This window comes from Arthrobacter sp. BGA-UO-ETr-C19, assembly GCF_059568005.1.
Genome location: NZ_JCAQPC010000019.1, coordinates 47,108 through 69,135 on the forward strand (window position 1 = coordinate 47,108; position 22,028 = coordinate 69,135).

Consider the following 22,028-nt stretch of genomic DNA (forward strand, 5'->3'; position numbering starts at 1 on the left):
AGAGTGACGTGGCGGGGTGGCTATTTCACGGCGCCGAGCGAGAGGCCCTGGACGAGTTTGTCCTGCGCGGCGAAGCCGGCGAACAGCACCGGCAGGGAGATCACGACGGCGGCGGCGCAGACCTTGGCGAGGAAGAGTCCCTGCCCCGAGACGAAGCCGGTGAGGAACACCGGGGCGGTGCCGGCGACGACGCCGGTGAGGACTCGGGCCAGGAGGAGTTCGTTCCAGCTGAAGATGAAGCAGATCAGGGCCGTGGCGGCGATGCCGGGCATGGCCACGGGGGCGATGATCTTGCGCAGGATGAGCAGGAGGTTGGCGCCGTCGATCTGTGCTGCTTCGAGCATCTCCTCCGGCACTTCGGCGAGGAAGGAACGCATCATCCAGACCGCGATGGGCAGGTTCATGGAGGTGTACATCAGGATCAGGAACCAGATGTTGTCCAGCGCACCCACCGTCCTGGCGAAGAGGTAGAGCGGCAGGATCGCTGCGACCACGGGCATCATCTTGGTGGAGAGGAAGAAGAACATCACGTCGGTCCACTTCTTCACGGGCCGGATGGAGAGGGCGTAGGCCGCGGGGATGGCCAGTGCCAGCACCAGGACGGTGGAGAGGATTGAGGCGGTGGCGGAGTTGATCAGCGGCGGCCACGGGCTGACCCCTGAGGTGGCGCCGAAGAATTCCCTGTAGGCGTCCAGGGTGAGGTCCGCGGCAATGGACGGCGGGTTGGTGGCGGCGTCAGTTTCGGAGTGGAAGGAGGTCAGGATCATCCACAGGACGGGTGTGGCAAAGAGCAGTGCCAGCAGCCAGGCCGCGATGCCGGCGGCGGTGTTGTTCCGGGTGGGGTCCATCCGGGTCTTGCCGCCGAACCTTCCGAAACCGCGGCGGGAACTGCGGGTGTTCGGGGCGGCGGGGCCGGGCTGGGTGTTTTGGGGTGCAGTGAGGGTGCTCATCGTGCGGCTTCCTTCTTGAAGAGCGAGAAAACGGTGCGCAGGGCGAAGGTCGCCACGACGATGGTGCCGATGACCACCACGACGCCGGCCGCGGAGGCCAGACCGTATTCGTTGGCGAAGTAGAACGTCTGGTAGATCGCGTAGGGCAGGTTGGCGGTGCCCAGTCCCCCGGCGGTGAGGGTGAAGACGGAGTCGAAGTTCTGCACGATGTAGATCGCGCCGAGCAGGCCGCCGAGTTCGATGTACTGGCGCAGGTGCGGCAGTGTCAGGTGCCGGAAGATAGCCCAGGGGGTGGCGCCGTCCATCTGCGCTGCCTCCACGGTATCCATCGGGCGGGACTGCAGGCCGGCGAGCAGGATGAGCATCATGAACGGGGTCCACTGCCAGACCAGGGAGACGATGACGGCCATCAGCGGCGCCTGGGACAGCAGGTCCAGCTGGGGCGCGGCGTCACTGCCGAACAGGGACCAGGCCCAGGTCAGGATGCCGTTGATCAGCCCGTACGTCGGGTTGAGCAGGGCATGCTTCCAGATCAGGGCCGCGGCCACGGGAACCACCAGGAACGGGGCGATCAGCAGGGTCCGGGCCAGTCCGCGGCCGATGAACTTCTTGTCCAGCAGCAGGGCCAGGCCGAGACCGATGACCAGACTGGCCAGGACCACGGAAACCGTGAGGAGGACGGTGGTGAAGATGGCCTGGCGCAGATCGGGGTCGGTGAGGACCGTGACGTAGTTCTCAAGGCCGGCGAAGGCGGTCTTGTCAGGGCTCAGGCTGTTCCAGTTCAGGAACGAGATGATCAGCGTGACCACGAAGGGAAGCTGGGTGACGATGATGAGGAAGATCAGGGCCGGCAGCAGTGGTGCGCGCCGCGCCCAGCCCAGGGCGCGTTCCCGCGACCGGGCGTTGCGTGAGGGTGCGCCTGCGCTGTGCCCCGGACGGGAGATACGCGCCGTTGCGGTAGTCATAATGTTCTCCTGCGGTTCGGTTGAGGTCACTTGTACTTGTTGCCGACTTTTTCGGCGGCTTGCTGGCCCTTGGCCAGTGCGTCGGCCACGGTGCCCTGGCCCGCAATGGCGGAGCTGACACCCTGCGAGACGCTGGTGCCCAGGGCGGCGAACTCGGGGATGCCGACGAACTGGATCCCGACGGCGGGGCGCACCTGGGCGCCGGGGTTCTTCGGGTCGGCGTTCTCGATCGCGAAGCGCTCGGCCTTGAAGAACGGCGCCGCCTTCTGGAACTCGGCATTCTCGTAAGTGGAGATGCGCTTGCCGGAGGGGACCTTCGCCCAGCCGAGCTTGGCGGCGACCAGTTCCTCGTATTCCTTCGAGCTGGCCCAGGCGATGAACTTCCCGGCAGCGTCCTGCTTTTTCGATGCCGCCTGCATGGCCCAGGACCAGGTCCACAGCCAGCCCGAGGACTTCGTGTTCTTCACCGGTGCCTGGGCGTAGCCGATCTTGCCCTTCACCGGTGATGCATCGGCTTCCAGGGCACCGGCGGCAGAGGTGGCGTCGTACCACATGGCCACCTTGCCCTGGCTCATGTTGTTCAGGCACTCGGTGAACCCGGCCTGCGCGGCCCCGGCCTCGCCGTGCTCGCGGACCAGCTTCGTGTAGAACTCGGTCGCCGCGGTGAACTCGGGAGCGTTGACCTTCGCGTTCCAGTCCTTGTCGAACCAGGTGCCGCCATAGGTGTTGACCACGGTGGTCAGCGGTGCGAAGACCTGGCCCCAGCCGGGCTGGCCGCGCAGGCAGATGCCCTTCATGCCCGGAGCCGCGCCGTCAGCCTTTGCGGCCAAATCAGCGACCTGGTCCCAGGTGGGCTTCTCCGGCATGGTCAGGCCCTTGGCCTCGAAGATGTCCTTCCGGTACATCAGGAATGAGGATTCCCCATAGAACGGTTCGCCGTATAGCTTGCCGTCCTTGCCCGTCAGGGACGCGGTGTAGGCGGGCAGGATGTCCGCCTGGTTGAACGTGGGATCCTTCGCCACGGTGTCCAGGGGCGCCAGCCACTTGTTGGCCGCGAAGAAGGGGATCTCGTAGTTGGACAGGGACGCGACGTCGTACTGTCCGGCCTGGCTGGAGAACTCCTGGCTGATTTTGGCCCGGACGTCGTTCTCCGGCAGGACGGTGTAGTTGACCTTGATGCCGGTTTCCCTGGTGAAGTTGTCCGCAGTCAGCCGCTGCAGGTCCTCCATCTGGGGGTTGTTCACCATCAGCACGTTGATGCTGTTCGGGTCACCTGCGGCTGAGCCGCCGCCCGCACCGGCGCAGGCCGAGGCGGAAAGTGCGATGCACAGGGCACCGGCAGCCATCGAGGCTGCACGCATGCTGGGACGCATAAGAACTCCTTTGTGCTCAAAAAATTCAGGACAACAGTCCGGGACGAAGCCGTGGGGCCAAACTCAGGGCCACTCGCCGCCAGTCGGGCCTCACTAGACGTGCTCATATGAGCACCAACGAACTGCTCATCTGTCATGTGACTCTAGTCATATATACTCGTTTGAGCAAGAGGCAATACTCAAATGATCAGAAGTGCGAGAGGTGACCAGCATGGCGGAGCTTTCCCACGAAGAGCTTCTGGCGCGGATCAGCAGCGAGTACTACCTGGAGAACCGTTCCAAGGTGGAGATTGGCAGCGGCTACGGAATCTCCCGGTTCCAGGTGGCCCGGCTGCTCACGGAGGCCCTCGAGAAGGGCATCGTGGAGATCAAGGTGAACTTCCCTTCCCGCGTCTCCGCTGCTGACATCCGCCGCATCGAGTCCTGGCTGGGAATCGGCGAGGTGGTGGTTGCGGACACCAACGGGGACGTGATCCAGGCGCGCGGCATCCTGGCCAAGGCGGCCGCCGTCGAAATCTCCCGGCAGGCGCCGGCGGGCGGGACCATGGGCATCTCCTGGTCCCGCACCCTGGATGTGGCCTCGCGGCTGGTCCGGGACCTTCCCCGGTGCGACGTCGTCCAGCTTGCCGGCGCCCTCCCCACAGAAGGCGAGAGCAATCCCCTCGAGCTGATCCAGCGGCTGGGGCATGTGAGCGGGGGGCTCACCTGGCCGCTGTGGGCACCTTTGGTGGTGGAAGATCCGACGACGGCGGCCGGCTTACGCCGCCAGCCGGAGATCGCCGAGGCCTTGGCCAAGGCGGATTCACTCGACCTTGCCGTCGTGGCGATCGGTGCCTGGAAGCCCGCCACCTCCACCGTCTGGGACCGGGCCGACGCCGAGGTGAGGCAGGCCGCCCTGGAGGCCGGCGCCGTCGGGGAATGCTCGGGCCGGCTGCTCAACGCCAAAGGCGTTGCGGTGGAATCGGGGCTGGACGAGCAGATCATTGCCGTCACCATCAAGCAGCTGCAGCGGGCCCCGAAGGTGATTGCCGTGGCCCAGGGGGAAGCCCGGGCCGAGGCGGTTCTGGCCGTGGCCAAGGCCGGCTTCGTCACCACGCTGATCATTGATACGCCGCTGGCCCAGGCCCTGACTGACCTGATCGACGAGGAGAAGAGTCAATGAGCACAGTTATCGGGGTGGATTCCTCCACCCAGTCCTGCAAGGTCCTCGCCGTGGACGCCGAAACCGGTGACGTGATTTCGTCGGGCGCGGCGGCTCACCCTGACCTCACTGCTGTGGACCCGCAGGTCTGGAGCTCCGCGCTGCGGGACGCCTGGCATATGGCGGGCGCTGACCGGCTGGGCGGTTCCGTCGCGGCTGCCGGCATCGCCGCCCAGCAGCACGGGATGGTGGCCCTGGACAGTTCCGGGACGCCCGTGCACGATGCGCTGCTGTGGAATGACACGCGCAGTGCAGATGACGCAGCGCGGCTCCGGGACGAGCTGGGGCCCGAAGCGTGGGTCGACGCCGTCAACCTTGTACCGGTCGCGTCGTTCACAATCTCCAAGCTGGCGTGGCTGGCGCAGAACGAACCGGACACCGCAAGCCGCGTTGACCAGGTGGTCCTCCCCCACGACTGGCTCAACGGTGCCATGGGAGGCGAATTCACGACGGACCGGAGTGACGCCTCCGGCACCGGCTACTTCTCTCCCGTGACGAACAGCTACCGGACCGAGCTGGTGGAGCGCTTCTTTGGACGGATTCCGCGCCTTCCTCGCGTAGTGGCTTCAAACGAGCCGGCCGGAAAGGTGCAGGACGGCTGGGGCATTGACGGCGCGGTCCTCGCAGCCGGCGCCGGGGACAACGCGGCGGCTGCGCTGGGGCTGGGCCTGCGTCCGGGCGAGGTGGTGGTGTCGATCGGCACCTCCGGTACGGTCTTCACCAGCGCGCCCTCCCCCATGCCGGATCCCACGGGTGCAGTCGCAGGATTTGCCGACGCCGCGGGCGGCCACTTGCCCCTGCTGGCCATGCTTAATTCCGCCCGGGTCATGGCCGCGACAGCGTCGATGCTCGGCGTCGACCTGGCCAAGCTGGATGCCCTGGCACTCGCCGCCGGCAACGACGCTGGCGGGCTCACTTTCCTTCCGTACCTGGACGGCGAGCGCAGCCCCAATCTGCCCCACGCCAGCGGAAGCCTGGCCGGACTCACCCGAAGCAACATGACTCCCGAGAACCTCGCCCGGGCCTCCGTGCTGGGCGTACTGAACTCGCTGGCGGACGCCATTGACGTGCTGAGGCAGCTTGGAGGCACGCCGGCCAAGGTGCTCCTCATTGGCGGAGGTTCGAAATCGCGGTCCCTGCGCCAGGCGGCAGCCAGCATTTTCAACCTGCCTGTCGAAGTGCCTGCAAGCAGGGAATACGTGGCACTCGGCGCAGCCAAACAGGCCGCATGGGCAGCGACCGGAGAGCTCCCGGACTGGAAGCGCAGCATCGAAGCCGCCTACGAACCCGAAGGAGACTGGGGCTTCGGCGTCCGGGAACGGTACGCCGAGGCCCGCAAGAGCTTCTACGGGCTGTGAGCGCCGCTGATTGAGCCTGTCGAAGACGGGCGCCTTTGGTTGAGCCAGGCGAAACCAAGCCCGCGCTGATTGAGCCTACGGCTGGACAACGTTTACGAGTTCTGACCGGCTGCCCGACTGGAGATCCTCGGTCAGGACCAATGACTTGACCTCGGGGCAGTAATATTTGTGCTCCCGTGCGTCCTCAAGCGGCGACCAATCCAAGACCTTGACGCAGTCGGTGTATTTGCGGGTCTTCGTGGAGACGGTCTGGCCGGTGGCGAGGGTGTCCCTCATGTCCTCCGCGTTGCCAATGTAGAATTCCTGCCGATAGGAATCGCCTACGCGCTGGTCGGCCTTCATCCAGATGCCGGCTTTTGCTCCATCTTTTCCATGGCGGAAGCTGCCTGCGTGGTGGATCAGCAGCCCATTCCAGTAGTTATTCACGTCTTCCCCGAAGTACCACACATCACCGTTCTTGTGTTGTGCGAGGTAGTCTCTGGTTTCCTCTACGAGCTGCCCATTCTTGTATTCCTTGTCCAGATAGACGACGGTCTCAAAGCCGTCCATCTGCATCTTCTCGGGCAGGATCTCAATCTCGATCCGTTCGGTGACTCCTCCTCCGGCCGCGGTCTCATACGTCATTTTCTTGCCGACGGGGAGCGCAAAATAACTATTGGTTATGTTGGTAGAGAAATCTGCCGGACTGATCTCAGGGTTGTATTCGCCTGCCCTGCTCCGTTTAATGTTGTCGTTGTAAAAGAACACTCCGCCGCCGATAACCAGCAACAGGACGAGGACGCCAAGAAAAATTTTGGTCCGGAGAGGCATGACCTTTCCCACTCCTTCTGAGTAGAAATTCCTATCAAGGGTCAGAGCAACGTTGCTTGCCCATGGCCATACCAAAAAGGTAGAGCAGTTCGCCCGGAACCAGAACCCCTTCAAAATGCCGCTTGGGGCGAGCTTGTCCCTACGCCCTGGCCTGGACCAGGTTGGCGAACGGCAGCCTTCCGTACCTGCCGATGAATTCCGCGTGATAGGCGGCTTCAGCAGCATTCACCTCGGCTGGTGCCAGCTCCTTCCATGCAATGACCAGTGATTGGGAGTCGCTGAGCTGCCAAATGAGCCGCCCGTCCCAATGGCCAACAGGCTTCCCCCGGCCGAAGTCAGCCAACTCTTGAATGCGCTTTCGGAGTCCGCGATTGCCGGTGCTCCCGGGACCTGCTTTCCCGATGTAGAGGACATCCGCGTCCTCGATCCACTCTGCCTCCAGCGCGGCCTGCAGCAGGGACGGGTTCCGCTTCTTGAACCGGCCCCCAACGCTTTTCGCAAGGAACAAGCGTTCGAAGCCCTCAGGTTTGAGCACTGCATAGATTCCGGGGGCCTGGGGAACCCGGTTGATGTCCAGCTCTTTGAACGATCGGAATCCGGAGAACCCGTCTTCCTTCAGCGTCTGTTTGTTGATCTGCAATGGGAATTCCTTAGTTCGGCTCGACGAAGCCAACCTACTCCGCTGGTTGAGCTTGTCGAAACCGAAGTACGATCTCATTCAGTGAACAGGACATCGCCTGAATCACCGTTGCCGGAGTCTTGTTGGGGAGAGACCGAATGTTGGAACTGAAGCGCATCTACTGGACCCGAGTGACCCTTCGGATGGCATACGTCGCGGCCACCATTTGGCTGGCTGGCGCTGTCGTCCTTTCCTTCCAGCCGAACACGACCCACGTAACCCTCGGCAAGACCGGCCCCTCGGTCGCCAGCATCATGCGTGAGATGTTCGACGGCGTCCTGGCGGCAATCACAGCCCCGGGGCTCGGCATCGTTGCCCTGATCATCACAGTGCTCATCATCCGCTCCCGCGACGTGCGGCGCCGCGATCCAGTCCGCCGCTTCAGTCGCCAGCAACGCCGCGAAGGGATGGCCCGTGCCGGCGGCCAGTGCGAGATGGAAGCCGGCTTCCGCCGTCGTTGTTCACGTCCTGCAGAGCATGGCGACCATTTCTACCCCTGGTCCAAGGGCGGATCCACCAGCCTGCAGAACTTCGTCGCGGCGTGCAGCAGGTGCAACCGCGCGAAAGGTGCGCAGATCCCGTCGCCTGCGCAGCAGGAAAGGCTGGAAGAACGACGGCGGACGTACGTTCTGTCCGAGGACAGTGTCCGCGTCGGCGAACGCCGGGACCTTGCCTGAAAGTTCCCTCTTCCAGGTCCACGTGTTGCAGAACGTGAGAATCCACCAGCACCCATAGACTCGTGTGGGCTCGTTGCTGGACGAGCTTTAGGCAGAGCTTAGAAGGACAAAACGCATGACTGTTGGCAAACAAGTTCGGTTGTTCCTTGTCGATGGCACGCCAGGCGGAATGCTGACGGCAGAGATAATGAACTGGACCGGACACGTCATCGCCGCCAGCAGGTCGGACCTAAAGGAATTCCTTCGCCGCGAAGAAGTTCAGCGCACAGGCATTTATCTGCTGCTTGGCTACGGCCTTGAGGATCCGGATGAAACGCTGATTTACATTGGTGAAGGCGACAACGTCGGCGAGCGTCTAAAGATGCATCACCGGTCAGAGGACAAGGGTGGCAAGGACTTTTGGAACCGTGCCATTGTGCTGACCAGCAAAGACGCAAATCTTACGAAGGCGCATGCCCGGTATCTTGAAAGTCGCTTTATCAGCATTGCTAAGGACGCAGGCCGAACAACTGTGACCAATGGGACTGCACCTCCACCACTTCCCCTGCCGGAAGCGGACAAGTCGGACATGGAGTACTTCATTGATCAGGCTAAAATTATTCTCCCTGTTCTTGGTGTCGACGCCTTACGCAGTCTGCCCTCCCCTGCCGAAGCCGCTGCACCTTCAGATGGCAGCCCGTCGAGTTCTTCTCCGGTCTTTGAGATGACCCTGCAGAATTTCGGAATTCGGGCATACGCCCAAGAGACCGACGGTGAATTCGCCGTCCTAGAGGGGTCGGCGGCTCGGCCTGCATGGGTCGGAACGAATCATGCCTACGACAAGCTCCATCAAAAGCTCTTCGCGGCGGGCGTCCTTGTTGCTGATGGAGCGGTAGCCCGATTCGCCAAGACGCATGTTTTCAAGAGCCCGAGCGCAGCGGGCGCCGTGGTCAAAGGCAGGAATGCCAACGGCCGGACGGGCTGGCGGGATCCGGCATCTGGGCTTACCTACGGTCAATGGCAGGAGCAGGGAATCACCACGCCTTAGGGACAGTGAGGCGTCCGCAAGCGCCGAGAGCCTTGCTGTTCGGCGCTGCTGGTCCTCAGGTCGGCTCCTCCGCTCGTGTCGTGACGGGCCTCGCGATCCTGGCGGCCAGCAACTCCATGTCTGCCAGCAGCCGCTCCGGGATTTGATCCAAGTTGAGGGCGTGACAGTGAATAGTCACACCGGGAGGGTCAATGACATAAGACTTCACGTCTTCCTCGCCTCGCGCATAGATTAGGTGCCCCTCCGTCAGCCCAAACTTCAAGCAATAGGCCAGTATCTGATAGACATCCGCGTGCGGAAAGCGCCCGTTTTTCTCTGACTTGTATTTCGCGTCCACAACAGCTCGTACGCATCCATTCGCGCGCACCAAGATGTCGGGTCTGATCTCGACCTGGCCACCTCGATCAAGGAAGGAGGAAGATTGCATCTCAACTTTTTCACCTAGTCCCGCCAAACTCTCATGAAGAGCCTTTGACACGAAATCTTCGAATATTCGCCATGTGTCGAACAGGAAACCACTAGCCGCCGAGATTCCTTGCCGATGTTCAAGAGATGCATTGCGCAGAATCAGTTCCGACAGCCCGACGGCACCCCTGTATCTGTCGTTAAGTCTGTGGAAATGCACAGACGGAAGGGAGCGTCCGGGGCTTATGGGCGTTACACCTTCAAGACGCTGAGTCAGTTTTATGATGGCTGCCCTGTTAGCGGTACCCAATGATGGCAGGGCTAGCAGCCTCAGCGCAGCGGACAGCAGCAATTGATTCTCTGCCGTATCGACTGTGAACTCGTCGAATATGACCTGTGCCGGCAGAACCAGCCCTGCCCGTCGGCCGATCTGCGCCGGGATATCCAGCCGTCCCCGAATCATCGGTACGGCATCATCAAATGTTTCGTAGGCCTGATACATTCCTCGCCCGAGAGCGAGTCCGGCTTGCCTAATGAATGAGTGCGCGATCGTATCCAGAAGGGTGGGTGCGCTGCCCATAGCGACATCATGTTCCTGCCAGAATCTCTGATGTGAAGAGAAACACATCAGGAAGAAAAGCCGTGCAACAGGAACCTTTGGTGCAATTTCCACCTGCCAACCGGCGACGTGGATGACGCCGACCTTGTTGACACCAGAGATCGACCAGTCCCCATTGCTGAGGGGACTGACATTGGCCACGCCCAGAGCAGATATCGCGGCGGCGACACGGGCGGGGAACGAGACGGATTCCTCGTTACGGCCTTCCTCAAGGTTCAGGCGCTGCATGCGTTATTCGGTTCTCGCCGCGGAGTCTGGTGACGGGTCTTGGCGGCGCAGGGCTTCAATCCCGTAGGTCTTTTCGATGTCCATGCCTTGGCCAAAGTGGTGCTCGGCAAGCAACGGCAAGATGTCGTATTCCCAGATTTCCTCTAGTTGGCCCGGTTCGAATGCCAGATGCCCAGGCATAAGGTAGCTTGGTCCGACTTTAAAGTCAGAGTCACCAATTCGCTGGTTGAGTGATCGCAGGAGACGTGCTGGTTCGGCCTCAAGCCCATGATGCTGAAGCCATCTTTCCAGAACGTGCTGAACCGGGTACTTGTCCGGATGCAGCTCAACAAACGAGAACCGTCGCCTCATAGCCGCATCCAGCAGAGCAATTGACCGGTCTGACGTATTCATCGTGCCGATGATGAACAGGTTGGAGGGCAGCTCGAAGAAGTCATCGTCATCACGGCTGTACTGAAGCTTGATGGGACGGTTTCGATACTCAAGGAGAAAGTACAGCTCACCGAAAATCTTGGCCAGGTTTCCTCTATTGATTTCATCAATCACGAGTACATACTTGTATTCCGGATTGCGGACCGCTTGGTCCACAATCCGCCGCAAGGGCCCATCCTTCAGCTCGTAACTCAAAGCACCCGAGTCAGTCGTGACAGGCCTGTAGCCCTGGAAGAAGTCCTCGTAAGAGTAACTGGGATGGAACTGAACAAGCTCCGTGTACTTTGCATCCCCGGCAATGTGCTCCGCGACGGCCAGAGCAACGTAGGTTTTTCCCGTTCCGGGAGGGCCATAGAGGATGACCTGGCGACGGCGGTCAATCAGGTCTAGCTGTTTCTGCAGCCAGTCCTCGTCCATGTGAAGCCGCGTGGAAAGTTCATCGTTCGCCCGTCGGAAGAGCTTGCCCTCTGCAGGCTCTGTTTCCGGCGTAAGTGGTTCATCGATAGGCTCCTGAATCGAACCAGGACCACGCCATTTGGGAAGCAAGGCATCGCTGTAAAAATCAATCGGGCCGCTTTCCGATTGCTGCAGCGCCAGTACGATCTGGAAAAGATCCTCATCAAGGTCGCCACTAGATTCCCCGATTTCACCAAGGAACCTGTCGCGTATTGCTTTCTTGTCCACATCGGGGACGATGGACGTGAAGTAGTCAGGTCGCCCCACATATAACAGTGAATTCCGTTGGGTAGGGTAAGTGTTATCAGGAACCTTTGAAGTGAATTCTTTCCAAGATCGATGGTCTTCTAGGATCTTCTCCTGATCTTCAGGTGGCAATTGGAGCCATTCGTGAATCATGCGGACATGAATGCTGATGGCAGTATGGGCACTACTTACCATCCAAGGACCGGGGTGAAACACCCCATCCTTGAGTGCCTCGCGGATCTCCCGTGGCACCTCAACGGGATGATTCATGGAGGCGAGAATTTTCTCGATACGGGCAAGCTTCGAACGCTCGCCCATCGCGCTCTTATGGAAGGGAAGCAATTGCCAAGTTGTAAGTTCGGCGAGCAGGAGCTTCGCGTCATCATTGAGTCCAGCCAATTGGACCTCTAGCTTGGTGAGGAAGTCGGAACCCTCTACTTCCACGGCGCTTACAAAATGTGTGAGCAACGCGTCGACATTCTGTTTGGTCCAGATAGAGCGCCCGGGGGAAAACACTGAACTGGACTGTGCAAGACCCCTCTCGCGAAATAGCTGAGCGGCAGTTCGAACCCGCTCTTCGCTGGCGTGGCGGGCGACGATCGTTGATCGCAGGAGTTCGGCTTTCTTTTGCCTGTTCTGCTTGCTCCATTCGTTGTACCGAGAACGGGCCTCGAGAGCGAGCGACTCATCATCCGGATACTCGGCCAGCGCCGATTTTCCCGCCTCAGTTATTCTCCAGAGGCCGTCGCCTTCGGGGTTCTTCCACAGCCACCCAGCCTTTTTCAGATCTTCAGAAGCCCAGGAGAGGTTCGCCGTTCCTCGGATGCCTCCGCTCGGGAGCGCCTCTAGTTCGTGTTCAGTCCATGGCACACGTTCCGCGGCGATCGCCATAATTCCCTGCTCGCCCGGCTTGTTGTAGAGGCCTTCCGGATGCTCGCTCAAGAGCTGCAGAATGAGTCGCGATCGAGCGATGTTGCCACTGGTAGCTGCCATGTTTAGTCCTGGTCTATGGATGCTGACGTTGTTACCGAGTCTGCATCATGGGCTCGGCCGCGCGTGGTATTCGTGACCGACTTCTGTCATGGTGTCGAGGGAGATCTTTAGGCCCTGAGTTGTCCGACAAGCGCGTACCACTTGCTACGCTGGAATCCCGAACAAACGCAAGCGAGGCATAACGTGCACGAGGACGCCGTCCGGTTCCTGTCCCAGCCGGTGGAGGCCCAGCCCGGCTCCCCGCTCCGGGTTGCCGTGTACTCACGGATCGCCGAGGCCATCCGCAACAACCTGCTCACGCCCGGCTCCATGCTCCCCACCGAGACCGACCTCGGCACCGACATGAAGGTCAGCCGCACCGTGGTCCGCGAGGCCCTCATGCTGCTCGAGGAGGACGGCCTCATCCGTGCCCGCCGCGGCGTCGGCCGGTTCGTCTCCGACACCCTCCCCCGCATCGGCATCGAACGCATCCGCCCCTTCGAGGAAGTCCTCGGCGGCCCTGGACACCGGGTCCAGATCAAGCGCATCCAAGTTGAACGGCAGCCGGCCTCCGAGTTCGTGGCCCCCGGCGTCGGCGTCGACCCCGGCAGCGACGTCTGGCTCTGGGAGTCTGTCCTGATCCGCGACGGCGAGCCCATCGCACACCTGCAGGAGAACGTCTCCGCCCTCCCCGTCAGCTTCGCCGGCGCCGCCGCCGCGCCTTTGGATGTAAAGGACGACGGCGGCACCACCTTGCTCACGGCCCTAAACAAGGCGGCTGGCAGGGGGCTCGGTCCGGGCGAGTGCCAGATCGGGCTCAGCCAGGTAGGGCCCAGCCGGGCCAAGCTGCTGGACCTGCGCGCCGCGGACCCGGTCCTCGTTCTGACCCAGTACGTGCGGCACGCAAACCGGCCCTTCTACCTGGCCAAGTGCCTCATCGCCGACCGCGCCGGCCACCTCTCCGTCATGCAGTCGCTCCAGTCCTAGTCCTACAGCCGCGTCCGGAGTAGCCGTATCTGGAGTAGAGGCAGCGCCAATTTACGGCATCCCCAACATCGCCGGCCCGAAGATTTTCCCTGATTTGAGCTGGGCCGGATCACCCTATCCCGCAGCGGCATCAAACGCATCCGCCAGAGGAAGTCCTCGGCAGCTTCTGCGCCGCACTAGTCCGCTTCCGGCGGCACCGCCGCGCCCTTGGACATTACAGACGGAGACAGGCCAACCCTTGTCGTGGCGCTGAACAAGGCAGGTGGCATAGGCCCTAACCCGGCGAGCGCCAGATCACGGTGCTGCTGCTGGCGGGCACCCCAAATGCTCGCAGCCTTACGCCCTGCCGCGCCGGCCGTCACATCCAGTCTTGAACCCTTAACAGCTACTACGCTACCGCTGCCGCTGCTGTCTTGACCGATTCTGTCATCTCAATATGCATATTTTATGCAAGATTTAGTGTTAAGCTCGGCGAGCAATTCGCATCTGGACCTGATTTTTGGGGGTATTAATGAATACGTTCTTTCGCCGCAGTGAAGCACGGAAGATGATCAGCCATGAGGCTTCCAGCCCGGTAGGCGCCGGGTCACCACAACGGATTTCTCAACACCGCGCTCGAGGGGCGGCTATAGCGCTCGCCGTCCTACTCTCAGCAACGGCATGCGGAGGTCAATCGGCCGCTTCGTCCACGACGCCCCTGGCCACCGACTCCGCGTCCCCAAGCGCCACGCCGACACCCACTCCAACTGCACCGGCGTCATTGAGCTGCGCCACGGAAAATGCGATCGAAAAGTACTTGCCGAAGGTCTTCATTTGCACGAAGGGCCAAGCTGGACAACTGCTGTGGATGGAGCAGTCGGAATCGAAAAAGGTAACGGACGCGCGTGCGGCGGCAGCCAAGATTGCTGCCGAAAAGGCCGCAGCTAAGAAAGCTGCTGCCGAAAAGGCCGCAGCCGACAAGGCAGCGCAAGAAGCGGCGGCTAAGGCCGCGCAGAAGCAGGCCGCCGCGGAGGCGGCCCGCCAACAGGCTGCGGCCGAGGAGGCGAAGCGTCAGCAGCAGGCAGCTGCCGCTGCAGCCGCCGCGGCAGCGGCAGCCCAGAAGCCCGTGCAACCTGCCGTGCCCGCAGCTCCGTCAGGATGCGATCCAAACTATGCAGGGCCCTGCGTGCCCATTGCGTCGGACGTAGATTGCGCGGGAGGAAGCGGCAACGGTCCCGCGTACGTAGGCGGGCCGGTCACCGTCGTCGGTTCCGACATCTACGGCCTCGACAGGAACGGTGACGGCGTAGGGTGCGAGTAGTTCCTAGCTAGTCTCTCGCTCGCAGGTCCGTCGCCTATGGCTTTCAATTGCCGTGGGCGACGGTCCTGCGTCAGAGACATCTGGGATTTTGGGCCTGACCCAACGCACGTATTGAAAAAGACGATCGATTTCACCAGCCGCGGCGCCGCTCGGGCGCTGCGGCGTGTGTCTCAAGGAAACACACTGGGGCTGAACCTCGTGCACTGCAGCCGAGAGACTCTGCGATAGTTCGCAGAATGTCCGGCGCCGCTCTCGCGGCAGTCGTAGCAGTACCGCCTCCGCCGTCATCTTGAGCAATTACCCCGGACATGAGAGCACGCGATGTCCGCCGCTGCGATCCTCTCCAGCCTGAAACGCCAGCCGCAATAGCGGTTCACCGAGCAACACCCGTTAGACGTCAGGTGTAAGCGCCATCCACCGCCCCTACCGTGGCCTCAATGGAACCAAACGCCAGCAGCGTCTCCACCAGGTGCGGCGCGAAGTCGTCCTCCAGCGACAGCACCACGCGGCAACGGGCGCCGGGCTGCTCCGGGTAGTCCATGTACAGCCCGCGGAGATCGCAGACGGTCTGCCCGCGGCCCGGCCCGGACGTGGTGTCGACGTCGACGTGCACCACCGGGGCAACCGCGGCGGTCACAGCACCAACCGCGAGCGCGGCGGCGAGGGGGTCGTGCATGGCCGAGCAGGCGCGGCCGAAGATGCCCTCGTAGAACCGGAAGTAGTAGCCCAGCATCTCCCCCAGCGCCCGCGGCACGGCGCCGGACGAGGCCAGCAGCTCCTGCCGGTGGTTCTCCTCCAGCACGTTGGTCATGGTCACGTCCAGCGGCACCAGAGTCACGTTCCAGCCGGCGGACAGCACCAGGGCGGCGGCCTCGGGGTCGTTGGCGATGTTCGCCTCCGCCACGGGCGTGAGGTTCCCCGGAGCCAGGGCGGCGCCGCCCATGATGGTGATCTCCGCGACCAGCGATGGCAGGGAAGGCTCCAGCCGCAGGGCCTCGGCAATGTTCGTGAGCGGGCCGATAGCCAGGACCCGCAGAGTGCCGGGGTGCTCGTGGGCGAGCCGGACCAGCATCTCCGCTGCAGTTTCCGACGCGAGCTCGGCGGCCGCCGTCGTAAGGTCAACCTCGCCGATGCCGTTGGCGCCGTGCACCCACGGCGCTCCCCCGCCGAAGGAACCGGCGAGCGGGTCGTGCGCGCCGAGGGCAACGGGGATGTGCGCGTGCCCGGCGAGCTCGAGCAGGTCCAGGGTGTTGCGGGCGCCGACGGCGGCGCTGACGTTGCCGCTGACGGCGCCGATCCCCCGCACGTCCGCCTGGGGCGAGGCGAGCAGGTAGGCCAGGGCGAGGGCGTCGTCGATGCCGGTGTCGCAGTCGAGGTAGAACGGGTGGCTGGTCATGGGTATGGTTCTTCTTTCGGTTGGTGCGGGAAGGTCAGAGGGTCTCGCCCTTGGGGGCGGCCACGAAGAGGCTGACCATGAACGCGGCCGCGGTGATGCCCACCGAGATCCAGAGGGCCGTGGTGTAGCCGGCGGAGGTCGCCTGGGCGGCAAACGGCGCAACAAGAACGACGCCGAGGCTCGCCCCGATGCCGAAGGAGGCGCCGTTGATGCTGGGCAGGGAAGCGGGTGCTTCCTTGGGCGAGAGCAGGACGGAGAGTCCGTTGATGGCGGTGAGGAACAGGCCGTTGTAGAAGATGCCGAGGGACGCGACGGCGACCATCACCGCCACTTGGTTGCCGGAAAACAAGGCGGCGGCCACGGCGCAGGCCAGGCTCAGGGCCGTGCCGGTGCGGAGGGTCTTGATCCAGCCGCGGCGGCCGGCGAGCCAGCCGGCGAGCGGGGCGGCGAAGACGCCGATGAGAGCGGCCGGGGTGAGGAACAGCAGGGCGGAGAGTGACGGGCTGAGCCCGAAGCCGGAGCGGCCGTCCTGGCTGAGCAACACCACGGTGAAGTTCATGACGGCGAAGATACCGGCGAGGGTCAGCACAGTGGTGGCGATGACGGGCCAGACCTGGCGGGAGCGCAGGTGGTGAACGGCGATGAGGGGGTTGCTGCGGCGTTTCTCGATCATCCAGAAGGCGGCGAAGGACGCAATGGTGCCGGCGAGCAGGGCTAAGGTGCCGGGGGCGGTCCAGCCGGCGGCCGATCCGCCGGAAACGAAATAGGTGATGAACACCAGGAACACCGAGAGCGAGCCCGCTCCCCACCAGTCCATGGCGCCGCGGACGTGCTGCGGCCGCCCCTTCGGGACGGTCTTGAGGATGCAGCCGGCGGCAACAGCGGTCAGCACCAGCACGACGGCGAAGATGGACCGGAAGCCGAGGGTCTCGGACATCAGGCCGCCGACGTAGCCGTCCACGCCCCCGATGCCGCCGTTGATGGCGGCAATGATGCCCACGGAGGTTCCGAAGACGCGCGGCTGCAGGTTCTCGCTGAGCACGATGTAGGACAGCGCGAAGACGGCGCTGGACACGCCCTGCAGGAAGCGGCCGGCGATGAGCAGCGGCAGCGTGGGCGCGGCAATGCAGAGGACGGTGCCGGCGCCCATAATCGCGAGCACCAACAGGAGCGCGGCGCGCCGGCCGATGAAGTCGCTCCACCTGCCAATCACTGGGCCGGCGATGGCGCCGGCCAGGAAGAACATGGACTGCACGGGGGCTGCGGCGTCGGGAGCCTGGCCGAAGCTGGCGGCGATCCGCGGCAGCGCCGGGGTGACCATGCTGGCGTTGAGCTGGAAGGACAGCACGCCGAGCAGCAGGGTGGAAATGAGCAGGGCGGCGGGGCGGCCGGCAAGTCTGTTCACATCGGTTTCGCTTTCGACGGCGGTGGGCGGCGAGGCGGTGGCGTTGGCTGGGGTGTTCACATCAAACTCCATTGTTCTCTGCAGGGGATCCTGCGGATGGGAAATCAGTTGTTATACAACCATGTATGACGAACAAGTACAACCATGCCGTACACTATTTCCTAATTCAGCCGCCCTTGGCTCGACCTGATAGGACTTCCTTATGAGCACTCAGCTTCCTGCCGTCACCGTCGTCGGCAGCATCAACCTGGACATCATCGCCACCACGGACCGGCTTCCCACCGCCGGGGAGACCATCGGCGGTGGCGTGCTGCAGCAGCAGCCCGGCGGCAAGGGCGCCAACCAGGCCGTCGCCGCTGCCCGGCTGGGCGGGAGCGCCCGGATGATCGGCGCGGTGGGTGACGACGCCCAGGGCCGTCTGATGCTGGAGGCTCTTTCCGCTGCCGGCGTGGACAGCGCCGACGTGGCAGTGGTCGACGGCGACGCGACCGGCACCGCGCTGATCGTGGTGGACCGCGACGGCGAGAACCAGATCGTGGTGTGCCCGGGGGCGAACGCTGCGTTTTCGCTGGAGGGCGTGGCGTTTGCGCCGGATGAGACGGTGCTGTGCCAGCTCGAAGTCGGCCTGCCCGTGGTGCTGGAGGCTGCACGGAAATCCTCAGGATTCTTCGTGCTGAACGCGGCGCCGGCGATGGACCTGCCCGCCGAGCTGCTGGAGCGCTGCGACCTGGTGATCGTCAATGAGACCGAGTACGAACTCATCCCGGCACTGGCCGACACGAAGCTCGTGGCGGTGACGTACGGAAAGGACGGCTCGGCGATGTTCGAGCACGGCAAGAGGGTGGCCGAGGCGCCAGCCGTGGCAACCGCCGTGGCGAACACGATCGGCGCCGGTGACGCGTTCTGTGCCGCGTTGGTTCTGGCACTACGGGACGGGCTTTCTTACGAGCGGGCGCTGGCCGTGGCTAATGCCGTGGGGGCGGACGCCGTGGGTGATCCCTCATCGCAGCCGAAGCTGAATCCGCTGGAGGAGTACGTCACGCGTGGCTGGACACGGGATGTCGGGCCGATAAACCTTAGTCTGCCGAGTGGAGACCCTTCATCCTGTTGAGAGCGGGAATTTTGTTCCCCTGGTCGAAGGCTGGAGCCGTGAGGGAGACCCCGCGGGGCCGCCAGACAGTGCGATGGCGTTTGAACTTGCCCTGAGTTTCGAATCTGTTGGAAAGATCGAAAGGAACCCCTAGAATTCAATGTCTTCTAAGGATTCCCTTGCTGGCCCGAACATTTTCGACTACTTATGCGCCTCCACCACTTTCGTCCGACACCCCGAAGCATCGTCACTTTGCCGTCACCCCGCCACAGGCGATCACAACGCAGTTGAGCTCGCTGATAAGCTCACACGACAGCGATGCGACGGGGCGCACAGTCCGGCTAGCTAGTCGGATAGGGGGCGAATTGACCACGGTCACAGAGCTGACAAGAGGCGATCTGCCGAAATCTTCGGCAATGGAGGTACTGCAGATTGGCTATCTTCACAGTGTTGCGGCAGCGTCGGGGTGTACACTCGCGCCACCGAACCCTGACCGGGGCATTGACTGGATTCTGACCCACGGATCCTCGACCCATACGGTTGACAGCGAAGCCACTTTGAAAGTCGCCCTCAAAAGCACCTATCAGTTGGCACCGAATCCGCCAGGGCAACATTTCGCTTTTCGCTTGGAAAATGAGCACCTCCGAAAACTGTCACAGTCCCCTGTTACTGTTCCACGCATATTGGTGGTGATGATCGTGCCAAGGTCGATGGACGACTGGATACGCGCGGGCGTTGATTGCCTCTCTGTGAGTCACTGCTCATATTGGGTGAACTTGGAAGGAGTCCAGGCAACGGGCGCGAGCACGACTACGGTCCACGTGCCAACCGAGAATGTCTTTGACCATGTGGCTTTGTGCGGCATCATGGCCCGCATCGGGTCGGGAGGGCGGGCCTAGTGGACTTGAGTGCCCTTTCGGCAGACTTGATACACGCTAGCCCTTCAGTCTTGCCCGAATACCTCAAAAAGAACGGTTGGATCCGAGTCGGTGGCCGAACCAATCTGTATGACCGGTTCAAACCCGTTGCCGACCATGGCAGTGCGCCGAGTCTCATCCTCCCACTGGACCCATCCCGCGCCGATTACTCCGAGCTATTAACCGATCTTCTCGGGCGGCTCGCCGCCGCCAACCCCAAGTCAATCGCTGATCTACAGCGGACCCTAGGAAGTCTTGGCACACCCGGGGATGAGCTTAAGTTCCGCAAGGACGTCCCAACGCTCCACGGGGCCGTGCCTTGGCCAACCGGCCATTCGCTAGTCAATGCCGCACAAGACGTGTTGCTTGCTGGCGCTAAGTCACGGTTGTCCCGCCGCCCTTACTACGGCCAAGCCAACGGACGATTTGCTCACAGGTTCCTGAACGCCGTTCTCATGGGGCAAACAGAAATGGGAAGTTATGTAGTAACTGCCTTCGCGCCTCCAAACCAGTCATTTCCAGATAAGGCTCCTAAGAAAGATGCACCCTCCCTTGAAAGGGTTGGCTCCTATACGGGCCGGGAGATTGTGGAGAGCGTGGTCGGAGGGCTGGAGGCGACGCTGGAGGCAGTACAGCACCACAAGACAACTCATTCGTTAAGCGGCTTCAAAGACGGCGTGAGAGCAGGCGTATCACGGGAAATGGTGGACTCGGTACGCAGGATTGTGGAGGGGTCCGACGGCGCTGACATCAGCGTCGAATGGTCCAAGGAAGGCGACCATCAGAACCTCAAGAAGGAGCTGACGCTCATTCGTTTTGATGGATCGTCTGCCGCCGTCCTCCTGCAGGCTTCTCACCAGCTCGCAAACACCGAACCCGCAGAATACGTGACCGTGACCGGCTGGCTATCTCTCGTTTCCCGCCCGAAGCGCGGTGAGATGGGCGTCGTGCGATTGAAAGTAGTAAAAGGCAGCAGTGCTCCGACCCTCCAGCTGAGATTAGATGAAGATCAGTTCGAGAGGGCGGCGACAGCCATCGCACGGGAAGAACAGCTAACTGCTGCTGGCAGGCAGGAAAAAGACGGAAACCGTTATTGGTTGTTCGATGCGGTGTTGCGCAGCGACGAGGATCGTCCCAGCCGGAAACCCAGCCTTTTCTGAGCTTTGTGCATGAATATCGCGGACGTCACTGAGCCACGAAAGATACCAACATGATCGCCCCCATTGCCCACACCGCACAGGCTGTTGTCGCTACGGATCAAGACAAAGTTGCATTCCTGGGTATTCACCCAGATATCGCGACTGTGCTTTCCCTACTTTTGGCGGGCTTGGTGGCCGTCGTGGCATCCTTCTTTGCGATCCGCAAACATAGGAAGGAGGGCACCTGGATAAAAGTAAGGCTCCGGCCAGCCCTGGCAGACGGCAACGACAAGGTCGTGGCTTACTCAAGGAAACCTCGCTGGGCCAAACATCATCAGCCAGGTTCAGACCATCCCGGACCTCTATCCGAAGTGGCTCTGCTATATGTCGAGAACGTCGGGCGCACCGCAGGAACTGTCTCCGCTCCATCCCTACTCCGCAGGAGGTGGGTCGGATTCAGACCGCACCATTGGTTCCGTAGACCGCCCCGAAGCGGCTGGTGGGACGATTTCAGCGCGGTCCCTCGATTCGAGGCCCTGACGCTGGATGGGGAACCCACAGAAACAAATCCCTCCGTCCTTATTCAGCCATCCACCCATGTGGTTTATGCGGCTCGATTCAAGCCATTTGTACTTCAGAGACGCATCGGCAGTTGCCTGCGCCATTGAGGATTTGTCTGCTTACTTGGGGGACGCCGGCGATTTGAACCCTCAAAGCCTTCATACTCGGATAACTTCTGAGTTCTTTGAATCAGAAAAAATCTTTGCCGCAGATCCCAGGATCCAGGCAGGCATCGAGGTCCGGCATTCCCGACGTGGTGCTGCGGCCCTAGCTAAAGCCCGAGACGCAGGGTCCTAGCCGAGCAAGTTCCCACCCGAGAATCTTGGCAGTGAGCCACGGTCCTTAGTCAATGCACTAGCTTGGCTATTAGCAGCCGCCTTCGCGGGACCTTATCCAGTTCCTTGCACTCGCGACGGACGCGGGGTCGGTATGACCGATGCTGAGCTGGAGATCATGCAGGGTGGCCCCCGAATCGAGGGCGGCCTTAGAAAAGGTGTGCAGTGGGCCATGGAGGTTGATCTTCAGCGGCGCGGGAAAGACGTTGCACTGTGCGGAAGGCCTCGGGAAAGACCTCCGCTTGCCGGTGGCGATGGTGAAAGGAAAGGCCGGCGCCCGACCAGTTGTCTTCACGAGGGTACTCGGCGCAGAGCCTGGCTATGGCAAACGCGGTCCCTCCTCTGCCGAGCCACGGGCCGGGCACAGAATATGCGCAGACCGCACGGTTGGCCTCAGCCAACACACGGCGGAGGAAATGCCGCAGGGAGGTTACGAACTGAGGCGGATGTATCGACCGCCGGTCACGTGGTCCACATGGCGCTTCACTTGTAATGCGTTT

Annotated in this window: 19 protein-coding genes; 9 read left to right on the forward strand and 10 right to left on the reverse strand. The window is 62.3% G+C overall.

Going from position 1 to position 22,028, the window contains the following annotated elements; genetic code table 11:
* Positions 1–20: 20 nt before the first annotated feature.
* The 3 genes from AC57BR_RS11665 to AC57BR_RS11675 are packed head-to-tail and all read right to left on the reverse strand — an operon-like array spanning position 21 to position 3,288.
* The gene (locus AC57BR_RS11665; protein ID WP_496360656.1) at positions 21–950 is read right to left on the reverse strand and encodes a carbohydrate ABC transporter permease; all 930 of its coding nucleotides are present in this window, start codon (positions 948–950) and stop codon (positions 21–23) included.
* On the reverse strand, positions 947–1,915 hold the full coding sequence (locus tag AC57BR_RS11670; protein WP_496360657.1) for a carbohydrate ABC transporter permease: 969 nt from the start codon (positions 1,913–1,915) through the stop codon (positions 947–949). The genes AC57BR_RS11665 and AC57BR_RS11670 overlap by 4 nt, the downstream gene beginning before the upstream one ends.
* 26 nt (positions 1,916–1,941) lie before the next feature.
* Positions 1,942–3,288 (reverse strand): ABC transporter substrate-binding protein, encoded by a 1,347-nt coding sequence (locus tag AC57BR_RS11675; RefSeq protein WP_496360658.1) that lies wholly within the window; start codon positions 3,286–3,288, stop codon positions 1,942–1,944.
* 211 nt (positions 3,289–3,499) lie between these two features.
* Here AC57BR_RS11675 and AC57BR_RS11680 point away from each other — a divergent pair, with 211 nt between their 5' ends.
* On the forward strand, positions 3,500–4,450 hold the full coding sequence (locus AC57BR_RS11680; protein WP_496360659.1) for a sugar-binding transcriptional regulator: 951 nt from the start codon (positions 3,500–3,502) through the stop codon (positions 4,448–4,450).
* On the forward strand, positions 4,447–5,847 hold the full coding sequence (xylB, locus tag AC57BR_RS11685; protein ID WP_496360660.1) for a xylulokinase: 1,401 nt from the start codon (positions 4,447–4,449) through the stop codon (positions 5,845–5,847). The genes AC57BR_RS11680 and xylB overlap by 4 nt, the downstream gene beginning before the upstream one ends.
* 75 nt (positions 5,848–5,922) lie before the next feature.
* Here the strand turns inward: xylB and AC57BR_RS11690 are convergent, their stop codons facing one another.
* Entirely contained in the window at positions 5,923–6,657 is a 735-nt protein-coding gene (locus tag AC57BR_RS11690) for a hypothetical protein (RefSeq protein ID WP_496360661.1), read from the reverse strand.
* 139 nt (positions 6,658–6,796) lie between these two features.
* Positions 6,797–7,297, reverse strand: a complete 501-nt coding sequence (locus tag AC57BR_RS11695; RefSeq protein WP_496360662.1) for a hypothetical protein — start codon at positions 7,295–7,297, stop codon at positions 6,797–6,799.
* A gap of 137 nt (positions 7,298–7,434) precedes the next feature.
* Here AC57BR_RS11695 and AC57BR_RS11700 point away from each other — a divergent pair, with 137 nt between their 5' ends.
* Together AC57BR_RS11700 and AC57BR_RS11705 are read left to right on the forward strand one after the other, a co-directional pair.
* Positions 7,435–8,013, forward strand: a complete 579-nt coding sequence (locus AC57BR_RS11700; protein ID WP_496360663.1) for an HNH endonuclease — start codon at positions 7,435–7,437, stop codon at positions 8,011–8,013.
* A gap of 115 nt (positions 8,014–8,128) precedes the next feature.
* Complete coding sequence (locus tag AC57BR_RS11705; protein WP_496360664.1) at positions 8,129–9,040, forward strand: GIY-YIG nuclease family protein; 912 nt, start codon at positions 8,129–8,131, stop codon at positions 9,038–9,040.
* 55 nt (positions 9,041–9,095) lie between these two features.
* Here the strand turns inward: AC57BR_RS11705 and AC57BR_RS11710 are convergent, their stop codons facing one another.
* Entirely contained in the window at positions 9,096–10,292 is a 1,197-nt protein-coding gene (locus tag AC57BR_RS11710) for an McrC family protein (protein WP_496360666.1), read from the reverse strand.
* A gap of 3 nt (positions 10,293–10,295) precedes the next feature.
* Positions 10,296–12,419, reverse strand: a complete 2,124-nt coding sequence (locus AC57BR_RS11715) for an AAA family ATPase (RefSeq protein ID WP_496360668.1) — start codon at positions 12,417–12,419, stop codon at positions 10,296–10,298.
* 183 nt (positions 12,420–12,602) lie between these two features.
* On the opposite strand from AC57BR_RS11715, the gene AC57BR_RS11720 reads away from it, so the two are divergent.
* The gene (locus AC57BR_RS11720) at positions 12,603–13,385 is read left to right on the forward strand and encodes a GntR family transcriptional regulator (protein ID WP_496360670.1); all 783 of its coding nucleotides are present in this window, start codon (positions 12,603–12,605) and stop codon (positions 13,383–13,385) included.
* A gap of 669 nt (positions 13,386–14,054) precedes the next feature.
* Here the strand turns inward: AC57BR_RS11720 and AC57BR_RS11725 are convergent.
* The gene (locus AC57BR_RS11725; protein WP_496360672.1) at positions 14,055–14,204 is read right to left on the reverse strand and encodes a hypothetical protein; all 150 of its coding nucleotides are present in this window, start codon (positions 14,202–14,204) and stop codon (positions 14,055–14,057) included.
* Positions 14,205–14,232: 28 nt separating this feature from the next.
* Here AC57BR_RS11725 and AC57BR_RS11730 point away from each other — a divergent pair, with 28 nt between their 5' ends.
* A complete protein-coding gene (locus AC57BR_RS11730; RefSeq protein WP_496360674.1) occupies positions 14,233–14,685 on the forward strand; it encodes a hypothetical protein in 453 nt (150 codons plus the stop codon).
* Positions 14,686–15,082: 397 nt separating this feature from the next.
* Here AC57BR_RS11730 and AC57BR_RS11735 read toward each other — a convergent pair whose 3' ends face one another.
* Both AC57BR_RS11735 and AC57BR_RS11740 read right to left on the reverse strand, forming a co-directional pair.
* Positions 15,083–16,081: a nucleoside hydrolase gene (locus AC57BR_RS11735; protein WP_496360676.1), complete on the reverse strand. Its 999-nt coding sequence runs from the start codon at positions 16,079–16,081 to the stop codon at positions 15,083–15,085.
* A gap of 34 nt (positions 16,082–16,115) precedes the next feature.
* Positions 16,116–17,546 carry an MFS transporter gene (locus AC57BR_RS11740; protein ID WP_496360678.1) on the reverse strand — a complete coding sequence of 477 codons (1,431 nt, stop codon included), beginning with the start codon at positions 17,544–17,546 and terminating at the stop codon, positions 16,116–16,118.
* 142 nt (positions 17,547–17,688) lie between these two features.
* Between AC57BR_RS11740 and AC57BR_RS11745 the strand changes: the two genes are divergently transcribed.
* The 3 genes from AC57BR_RS11745 (at position 17,689) to AC57BR_RS11755 (ending at position 20,653) form a co-directional block, all read left to right on the forward strand.
* Positions 17,689–18,597 (forward strand): ribokinase, encoded by a 909-nt coding sequence (locus tag AC57BR_RS11745; RefSeq protein ID WP_496360680.1) that lies wholly within the window; start codon positions 17,689–17,691, stop codon positions 18,595–18,597.
* Positions 18,598–18,992: 395 nt separating this feature from the next.
* Complete coding sequence (locus AC57BR_RS11750; protein WP_496360874.1) at positions 18,993–19,475, forward strand: DUF4365 domain-containing protein; 483 nt, start codon at positions 18,993–18,995, stop codon at positions 19,473–19,475.
* Positions 19,476–19,525: 50 nt separating this feature from the next.
* Positions 19,526–20,653, forward strand: coding sequence for a hypothetical protein (locus tag AC57BR_RS11755; RefSeq protein WP_496360682.1), 1,128 nt, complete (start codon positions 19,526–19,528; stop codon positions 20,651–20,653).
* Positions 20,654–22,028 lie beyond the last annotated feature (1,375 nt).

Coding starts and splice junctions, on each gene's coding strand:
- AC57BR_RS11690 (WP_496360661.1), bottom strand. CDS start 6,657: ATGCCTCTCCGGACCAAAATTTTTCTTGGCGTCCTCGTCCTGTTGCTG.
- AC57BR_RS11750 (WP_496360874.1), top strand. CDS start 18,993: ATGGAGGTACTGCAGATTGGCTATCTTCACAGTGTTGCGGCAGCGTCG.
- AC57BR_RS11670 (WP_496360657.1), bottom strand. CDS start 1,915: ATGACTACCGCAACGGCGCGTATCTCCCGTCCGGGGCACAGCGCAGGC.
- AC57BR_RS11680 (WP_496360659.1), top strand. CDS start 3,500: ATGGCGGAGCTTTCCCACGAAGAGCTTCTGGCGCGGATCAGCAGCGAG.
- AC57BR_RS11735 (WP_496360676.1), bottom strand. CDS start 16,081: ATGACCAGCCACCCGTTCTACCTCGACTGCGACACCGGCATCGACGAC.
- AC57BR_RS11700 (WP_496360663.1), top strand. CDS start 7,435: ATGTTGGAACTGAAGCGCATCTACTGGACCCGAGTGACCCTTCGGATG.
- AC57BR_RS11705 (WP_496360664.1), top strand. CDS start 8,129: ATGACTGTTGGCAAACAAGTTCGGTTGTTCCTTGTCGATGGCACGCCA.
- AC57BR_RS11730 (WP_496360674.1), top strand. CDS start 14,233: ATGGAGCAGTCGGAATCGAAAAAGGTAACGGACGCGCGTGCGGCGGCA.
- xylB (WP_496360660.1), top strand. CDS start 4,447: ATGAGCACAGTTATCGGGGTGGATTCCTCCACCCAGTCCTGCAAGGTC.
- AC57BR_RS11715 (WP_496360668.1), bottom strand. CDS start 12,419: ATGGCAGCTACCAGTGGCAACATCGCTCGATCGCGACTCATTCTGCAG.
- AC57BR_RS11745 (WP_496360680.1), top strand. CDS start 17,689: ATGAGCACTCAGCTTCCTGCCGTCACCGTCGTCGGCAGCATCAACCTG.
- AC57BR_RS11665 (WP_496360656.1), bottom strand. CDS start 950: ATGAGCACCCTCACTGCACCCCAAAACACCCAGCCCGGCCCCGCCGCC.
- AC57BR_RS11675 (WP_496360658.1), bottom strand. CDS start 3,288: ATGCGTCCCAGCATGCGTGCAGCCTCGATGGCTGCCGGTGCCCTGTGC.
- AC57BR_RS11710 (WP_496360666.1), bottom strand. CDS start 10,292: ATGCAGCGCCTGAACCTTGAGGAAGGCCGTAACGAGGAATCCGTCTCG.